Source organism: Chitinophaga silvisoli (genome assembly GCF_003412465.1).
Classification (GTDB): domain Bacteria; phylum Bacteroidota; class Bacteroidia; order Chitinophagales; family Chitinophagaceae; genus Chitinophaga; species Chitinophaga silvisoli.
In genome coordinates, this window is record NZ_QTJV01000025.1 from 1 (window position 1) to 1,003 (window position 1,003).

General features: G+C 26.6%; 3 protein-coding genes. All 3 read left to right on the forward strand.

From position 1 onward, the window contains the following. Positions 1 to 303, forward strand: a 303-nt coding sequence (locus DXN04_RS33475; RefSeq protein ID WP_233525746.1) for a deoxynucleotide monophosphate kinase family protein, incomplete at its 5' end; no start/stop codon positions are given. Beyond that, entirely contained in the window at positions 300 to 683 is a 384-nt protein-coding gene (locus DXN04_RS33480; RefSeq protein ID WP_116857788.1) for a hypothetical protein, read from the forward strand. The genes DXN04_RS33475 and DXN04_RS33480, both read left to right, overlap by 4 nt. Continuing rightward, positions 670 to 1,003, forward strand: a 334-nt coding sequence (locus tag DXN04_RS33485) for an FAD-dependent thymidylate synthase (RefSeq protein ID WP_199415199.1), incomplete at its 3' end; no start/stop codon positions are given. The genes DXN04_RS33480 and DXN04_RS33485, both read left to right, overlap by 14 nt.

Genomic DNA, 1,003 nt, shown 5'->3' on the forward strand with positions numbered 1-1,003 from the left:
ACTAATATTATTAGAAATCATTTTTGGAAAGAAGCTTTTATTCGTTATACTATGAATAAAGCATTTAATATAAAAAACAGTAAAGGACAATGTATTATAGCTGATGCTAGATTTGAAGATGAATGTATGGCTATTAAATATTATGGTGGAAAAATAATTAGAGTAGATAGAAGAGTTAATAATGATAATCATGAAAGTGAACAAATTAAAATTTCTCAAGATGATTATGTTATTGATAATACTGGTACTCTTGTTGGTCTTTTCTATAAAGTTCTTAAATTTGTAACTGATTATATGGTATGAAATTACATCCTATTTTTGGTATAAATGCTCTTGCTAGAGTTTGTATATGTTGTGGTAAAGTTATTGGTTATACTCCGCTTGGAAATTCTGTTGAAGAAGATGCTAGTAAGAGTAAACAAATAGCTGAAGCTATTGTATGTAAAGAATGTATAGATAAACTTGATAGTGAAACTTGCTTTATAGCTTGTGACATGGATAAAGATAATTATATAACTGCTACTTACGATACTTTATGGATTAGAAATAAAGGTCTTAAAGAGTTTTTTAAAGAGCTTGATTCTATACAGCCTATTAATATTATACCTAAAGAACATTTTTATAGTGTATTTGGAAATGTAGTTAAAGATTTTTATAATAATAAAGAAGATGAAAATAATTGAACCAAAAGTTGAGCTTTGGAAACAAGGTGATGATGCTAAAGCTCATGTTGCTAGATGCGCAAGAGTTTGTTATGGTAGAGAAACAGGTAATGATGAAGCTACTATTAAACGACTTATTAATGATGAACATTGGAGTATGTTTCGTCATGGAACTTATTATATTATTGCTAATGATAGTGATAAAACTTTAGAAACTATTGTTATTAATTATGCTAATACTATTGGTTTTAGTTATCATTATGAAAAACATGTTTATTATATAACTGTTAATGGTAATTGGGTTTTAGACCATAAAACACAATTTGGTTATCTATCTAAAT